A 6,962-nucleotide genomic window follows, 5' to 3' on the forward strand; every position below is an offset into this window, starting at 1 on the left:
AAGTTTACTGATATTTGAAAAGAAGTAATCCAAAAACCTAAAATGATTATTTTGACCATTTGATAAAAAAACAAAAAGAGAACCTAAAAAATTAAGTTCTCTTTTTCTATATTTTATAGATATTTAAGTGGAAATCACCTTTTATTGAAAGGTGATTTTTTTATGCTTTAAATAATTCATTCAAGTTTACTCCACCGAAGTTTCCTGAACTCATCATCAAAAATACTTTATCTTTTTTATCTAAACTTTCGATATAATCTTGCAATTGTTCACCATTTGTAAACACCAAAATAGAATCATCTCCAAAGGCTTTTTTGATATCTTCTGGAGAAATCATTTCCATACGTTTTATTTCTAATGCTTCTGGACTATACATCACAATTTTGATGTCAGCTTTGTCTAAAGCACCTTTGTATTGAACTAAAAACTCAGGATTTAAAGACGAATAGGTATGAATTTCTAAACATCCCACAACTGTTTTATCTGTATATTGTTCTTTTACTGCATTCGTAACTGAAGTTACTTTACTTGGCGCATGCGCAAAATCTTTATACGCAACAAAATCAGAAGTACGATTAATTAATTCCAAACGTTTAGAAGCTCCTTTGAATGATTGAATTGCTTCGTTGAAATCATCATCCATTACACCTAATTGTTTACAAATTGCACGAGCACCTTCTAAATTCATCAAGTTATGATTACCAAAGACTTCTAACGGAATTGGTCCATCTTCTGTTTCGATAAAAGTGATTCCATTTTCGATAAAATGTTCTGGTAAATGATAAGGAAATTTCTTGATTGCTTTCTCCGTTTCTTCTACCACTTTAACAACTTCTTCGTCTGTTTCGTTGTAAATTAAAGCACCTCCATTCACGATAGATTCTACGAATTTTGAGAATTGAGAAGTGTAATCTGCAAACGTTGGAAAAACATTGATATGATCCCAAGCAATACCTGAAATCAACGCAATATTTGGTTGATACAACAAGAATTTTGAACGACGATCTAAGGCAGATGATAAATATTCATCACCTTCCATAATCATAAATTCGTTGTCTTCTGTCAATTTTACCATTACATCAAAACCATCCAATTGCGCACCAACCATATAATCAACATCGACATTATGATAATGCAAAACATGAAGAATCATTGATGTAATCGTCGTTTTTCCATGAGAACCACCAATTACAACACGCGTTTTATCTTTTGATTGTTCGTACAAATATTCTGGATATGAATAGATTTTTAAACCTAATTCTTGCGCACGTAACATCTCAGGATTATCAGCGTGAGCGTGCATTCCCAAAATCACTGCATCTAAATCTGCTGTTATTTTTTCTGGAAACCAACCCATTTCTTCTGGTAAAATACCACGTTGATCCAAACGTGTTTTCGAAGGTTCGAAAATTGCGTCATCAGAACCTGTTACTTGATATCCTTTTTCGTGCAAAGCAATCGCCAAATTGTGCATAGCACTACCGCCAATTGCAATAAAATGAACTTTTTTCATTTTGTATGTTGTATTCTTTTAGTCTTTTTTATTTTCTTCGTCGTAGCCCATTTCTTCGAAATCATCAAACTCTTCGTCATCTTCATTCAAATAATCATCCAATGATTTTTCACTATTTTCAGCAAGAATTTCGTCCATTGGTCGAACCTTATTAAACTCTGGCGCTTGCTCAATTGCATTCATAATTTTTTTCATGATAGCATCACTCGAATCATTTTCATAATCGATTTCCAAGGGCTCTTTGAATGTCATTGTCGCATTAATTCCACGTTTTTTGATGCGCAAACCTTTTTTATCAAAAGCTCTACGAAAACCATCAATCACAACTGGAATTACAATTGGTTTATTTTTCTTGATTAGATGCGCAGTTCCACGACGACCAGGCGCAAACGCAGTTGTAGTCCCTTGCGGAAATGTTACGACCCAACCACTTTGCAACGCAATGTCGATATTGTTAATTTCGCTTAAATCAACTTTTCTATTTACATTTTCTCCTTTTGCACGCCACGTTCTTTTTACGGTTACCGCTCCTGTGTAGGCAAATAATTTTGTCAAAAGATTATCTTTCATCGTTTCCTCAGCGGCAACGTAATAAAAGTCAATCTTAGGATTAAGTAAATAAATTGGATTTTTGATGGTATCAATAAAACCATTTTTTACACTACAAAATACATGATACATCGCGAAAACATCAGCAAAATAAGTTTGATGATTCGAAACGAATAATACATTTTGAGCTGGCAAATGAACCAAGTTTTTTGTTCCGCTAACTTTTAGTTTATTAAAACCATTGTAACGGTTATAGGTAAATGATCCTAATAAGAAAATTAACGTCCTTTTTAGGAAATATAGATGTCCAAATGAATCGCGAAATGCGTTCTTTTTCTTTGCTTTTTGAGACACGAGTTCTTAATTGTTTAAGTTACAAATTTAATACGATTTTTAGATAATCTTTAAATTCTTCTAAAATCATTGCCGTTGCACCCCAAAGAAATTCATCGTCACCAATGTTATAACCAGGAATTTCGACAACTTGACCAGAAAATTCTCTCTCAAAAACTTCGTAATCAGCATTCAAAAAAGCTTCCAAATTTAATGGAACAACGTATTGTACTTCACGCTCATCTGGGTTGAAATGTGGCTCTCCATGATAAATTCCGATATAAGGATAAACCAAGAAATTGCTTGGCGGAATATACATTTCGCTCAATTGTCTTACAATCTCAATATTTTCGTACTCTACACCAAGTTCTTCCACAGTTTCGCGAATAGCAGTTTCGTCAAAACTAATATCTTGTTCTTCAAATTGTCCACCTGGCAAAGAAAACTGATGCGAATGCGCTCCTTCGTAAGAAACACGCATGGTTACTGGGAATTCAACTTCTCCATCTTCGTTTTGATACAATAAAATCATCACAGACGCACTTCTAGGATTGGTACGTTTTACATATTCTAAATCAAATTTTTGACGATATGGAGGTGAAAGCTTTTGGTGTGATTCCCAACTTGGCAATTCTTCAACACTTTCAGCTAATAAATATTTTAATTCTTCTAAATCTAAATACAAAATGGATTGATTTTTAGGGTAATAAAAAAGAGTGAAATTTTTCCTCACTCTTTTTCAAAGATAATTATTTTCGTCGAAGAAAATTCAACCTTTTCGGTAAGGTTTATTAATTATTTAACTTTTAAGATTTAGCTTAAATATTTTCCATCGTTTGAATGAAAAACAGAATATTTTGAAATTTAACATTATAAGTTTTAACTTCGTTAGGTCTAAAAATTATAAAAATGTTTAATAAAAAACTTTTTTACGGAATGATGGTTGGATCGTCAATCCTAGCCACTTCTTGTAGCGAAAAGTCAACAAATAGTATGTGGAACGATAAAAATCCTTTTTTTGAAGTGAGCACTTTGCCTTATCATACTGCTGATTTTTCGAAAATTAAAAACGAAGATTTCAAACCTGCTTTGTTGCAAGGAATGGCTGAACAATTAGTCGAAATCAATAAAATTGCGAATAATTCTGAAGCACCAACTTTCGAAAATACATTAGTTGAGATGGAAAAATCGGGTCAATTATTAACACGAGTTAATCATGTTTTTGGATTATTGACTGGAGCAAATACAAACGAAACGTTGCAAGCAGTTGAGGAGGAAATGTCGCCTAAATTTGCGGCTCATAGCGATGCCATTTATTTGAATGATAAATTATTTCAACGTGTAAAAACTTTACATGACAATAAAAAATCATTGAATTTAGATAAAGAGTCATCTCGTTTGTTAGATGTATATTATCAACGATTTGAATTGGCTGGAGCTAATTTATCATCAACTCAAAAAGATGAATTGAAAAAATTGAATGGTGAAATCGCTTCATTGGAAACTAAATTCTCTAATCAATTATTAAAAGGAACAAAATCTGGTGGTGTAACTTTTACGAAAGAAGAATTAGCAGGTTTGAGTGATGCTGATTTAGAGGCTTTCAAACAAGCTGATGGTACATATTTAATCAGTTTATTGAATACAACGCAACAACCAGAATTACAAAATATGACCAATGCAGCTTCAAGAAAAAAATTATTTGATGCAGCTTGGATTAGAACAGAGAAAAAAGATGAAAATGATACACGTTCTACAATTTTAACTTTGGTTAAAAAACGTGCGGAGAAAGCTAAATTATTAGGTTTTGCAAATTATGCAGAATGGAATTTGCAAGATCAAATGGCACAAAATCCAACAGCAGCGAAAGGAATTTTGAATCAAATGATTCCAGCAGCAACTGCAATGGCGCAAAAAGATGCGAAAGAATTTGAAGTGTTAGCGAAGAAAGAAAATCCAGCAAATACATTAACAGCTGCGGATTGGAACTATTATGCAGAGAAAGTTCGTAAAGAGAAATATGATATCGACGAAAATGAAATGAAACCTTATTTCGTTTTAGATTCAGTTGTAGAGAATGGAATTTTCTTTATGGCGAAAGAATTATACGGAATTTCATTCAAAAAACGTACAGATATACCAACTTGGCACGAAGATGTAAAAGTGTACGAATTGTTTAACGAAGATGGTTCGCAATTGGGATTATTTTATACAGATTATTTCAAAAGAGATTCTAAACAAGGGGGAGCTTGGATGAGTAATATTGTGGAGCAATCTCATTTATTTGGCACAAAACCTGTTATTTATAATGTCGGAAATTACACAAAACCTGCAAATGGTCAACCTGCTTTGATTTCGTATGATGATGTAGTGACAACTTTCCACGAATTTGGACATGCATTGCACGGTTTCTTTGCAAATCAAAAATATCCAACTTTATCTGGAACAAATGTTTCAAGAGATTTTGTAGAGTTTCCATCTCAATTTCACGAGCATTATGTAACGGAACCATCTATCCTAAAAAATTATGCAAAGCATTATCAAACAGGAGCTGCGATTCCTGATGCGTTGGTAAAAAAAATGAAAAAAGCATCTAACTTTAACAAAGGTTATACGTTAACAGAATTACTTTCTGCTGCAGCTTTAGATTTGTCTTGGCATACAGTTTCTGTCGATAAAACAATTACAAGTGTAGACGATTTTGAGAAACAAGCCTTAATTGATAATAAAACAAATTTACCACAAGTTCCGCCTCGTTACCGCTCTTCTTACTTTAGCCATATTTTTGGTGGAGGATATGCAGCGGGATATTTTGCGTATATCTGGGCAGAAATGTTAGATCATGATGCCTACGAATGGACAATAGAAAATGGAGGAATGTCACGTAAAAATGGTCAAATTTTGAGAGATAAAGTATTTTCTCAAGGGAATTCGGATGATTTGAATGTGATTTACAAAAATTTTAGAGGTAAAAATCCTTCAATTGAACCAATGTTGAAATACCACGGATTGAAATAATCATTCTAAAATATTAACAACTTAAAAATCCAAGAGATAGTTCTTGGATTTTTTTCGTTTTATGAATAAATTTGCAACTATTAAAATAAGTATAAATGGGAAGAGCATTTGAATTTAGAAAAGGACGTAAATTAAAACGTTGGGCGGCAATGTCTAAAGCGTTTACTAAAATTGGGAAGGATATCGTAATGGCAGTAAAAGCAGGAGGACCTGATCCGCATTCAAATTCTCATCTTCGCGCGGTAATTCAGAATGCGAAGGCAGTAAATATGCCTAAAGATAATATCGAACGCGCAATCAAAAAAGCATCTGATAAAAATACAGAAAACTATAAGGAAGTTATTTTTGAAGGTTATGGACCTCACGGAATTGCTGTTTTAGTTGAAACTTCTACAAATAACAACAATCGTACAGTAGCTAACGTTCGTTCTTATTTCAGTAAATGTAATGGACAATTAGGAACGCAAGGTTCTGTTGAATTTATGTTTGATCATATCTGTAATTTAAAGATTCAAAAACCTGAAAATCTAGATTTAGAGGAATTAGAATTTGAAATGATTGACTTTGGAGTAGAGGAGATTTTTGAAGATGAAGATGGAATTGTATTAATTGCCCCTTTCGAGAATTACGGAACAATCTTCAAATCTTTGGAAGAAGGTGGATATGAAATTATTTCATCAGAATTTGAAAGAATTCCACAAACAACAAAAGAATTAACAGAAGAACAAAAAGCTGACATCGAAAAATTGTTAGAGAAATTTGACGAAGATGAGGACGTAAATAACGTTTATCATACGATGAAAGAAGACGAAGAAGAGGAAGATTAATCTTTTTTGAAAAGAATAATATGAAAACCGTTTAATTTATTTTAAACGGTTTTTTTTATCTTTAACTATAATTGAATTTTTGAGAATGATAAAAATTTTTACTTTACTTGGTTTGATTTTGCAATTTCTTGCATTTTGGATGGCTGCGCCAGAAATTCTTGGAGCTGATTGGTTAAGTAAAACCGAAGAAATGATTCGGAAAGCAATTAATCAGTTGCCACAATTAATATTAGGTGCATTAGGAATGGCGATGGGAGTGATGTTTTATCATTCGATGAGTTCTTTTTTTGTATTTATCGTTGTTATAATGATTATAATTTTATTATTGATTTTCTATAAAAAAAGTAGAAAAGCTTTTGGACGAAAAAATCTTGAAACCATTGGTTAATAAATTAATCTTGAATGAAACTTTTCGCTTTACTTTATTGAAGTTTGCCGCTTTGTTTTTTACACTTGGTTTTCTTATTCAGATAGCTTTGGTAGTTATTGTATAATTTTTTTAAAAAATATTTATTTGATACTGAATAAACTATGTTTTTTTATTAAAAAAACTTTAAATTAAGGTTTGCAAATTCGAAAAAGCGTTCTATATTTGCACTCGCAATACAGCAATAGACTGCGTTATTGGAGAGTTGGCAGAGTGGTCGAATGCGGCAGTCTTGAAAACTGTTGAGGGTCACACCTCCGGGGGTTCGAATCCCTCACTCTCCGCTAAGAAAACC

General features: G+C 32.5%; 6 protein-coding genes and 1 tRNA gene. 4 read left to right on the top strand and 3 right to left on the bottom strand.

The window, feature by feature from the left end; translation table 11 throughout:
* Positions 1 to 160: 160 nt before the first annotated feature.
* Genes B4G36_RS09145 through B4G36_RS09155 form a run of 3 tightly spaced genes read right to left on the bottom strand, consistent with a single transcriptional unit; the run spans position 161 to position 3,080 of the window.
* A complete protein-coding gene (locus tag B4G36_RS09145; RefSeq protein ID WP_291063513.1) occupies positions 161 to 1,513 on the bottom strand; it encodes a UDP-N-acetylmuramate--L-alanine ligase in 1,353 nt (450 codons plus the stop codon).
* Between the two features lie 18 nt (positions 1,514 to 1,531).
* Positions 1,532 to 2,416: a lysophospholipid acyltransferase family protein gene (locus B4G36_RS09150; RefSeq protein WP_038334575.1), complete on the bottom strand. Its 885-nt coding sequence runs from the start codon at positions 2,414 to 2,416 to the stop codon at positions 1,532 to 1,534.
* 19 nt (positions 2,417 to 2,435) lie between these two features.
* Positions 2,436 to 3,080 carry an NUDIX hydrolase gene (locus B4G36_RS09155; RefSeq protein ID WP_221856057.1) on the bottom strand — a complete coding sequence of 215 codons (645 nt, stop codon included), beginning with the start codon at positions 3,078 to 3,080 and terminating at the stop codon, positions 2,436 to 2,438.
* A gap of 224 nt (positions 3,081 to 3,304) precedes the next feature.
* On the opposite strand from B4G36_RS09155, the gene B4G36_RS09160 reads away from it, so the two are divergent.
* The 4 genes from B4G36_RS09160 (at position 3,305) to B4G36_RS09175 (ending at position 6,951) form a co-directional block, all read left to right on the top strand.
* The gene (locus B4G36_RS09160; protein ID WP_291063516.1) at positions 3,305 to 5,413 is read left to right on the top strand and encodes a M3 family metallopeptidase; all 2,109 of its coding nucleotides are present in this window, start codon (positions 3,305 to 3,307) and stop codon (positions 5,411 to 5,413) included.
* Between the two features lie 95 nt (positions 5,414 to 5,508).
* Positions 5,509 to 6,240: a YebC/PmpR family DNA-binding transcriptional regulator gene (locus B4G36_RS09165; protein WP_291063518.1), complete on the top strand. Its 732-nt coding sequence runs from the start codon at positions 5,509 to 5,511 to the stop codon at positions 6,238 to 6,240.
* An 85-nt stretch (positions 6,241 to 6,325) separates the two neighbouring features.
* Positions 6,326 to 6,628 (top strand): hypothetical protein, encoded by a 303-nt coding sequence (locus B4G36_RS09170; RefSeq protein ID WP_291063520.1) that lies wholly within the window; start codon positions 6,326 to 6,328, stop codon positions 6,626 to 6,628.
* Positions 6,629 to 6,866: 238 nt separating this feature from the next.
* Positions 6,867 to 6,951, top strand: a tRNA-Ser gene (locus tag B4G36_RS09175).
* Positions 6,952 to 6,962: the final 11 nt, after the last annotated feature.

The organism is Empedobacter sp. UBA3239, assembly GCF_002362875.1.
Classification (GTDB): domain Bacteria; phylum Bacteroidota; class Bacteroidia; order Flavobacteriales; family Weeksellaceae; genus Empedobacter; species Empedobacter falsenii_B.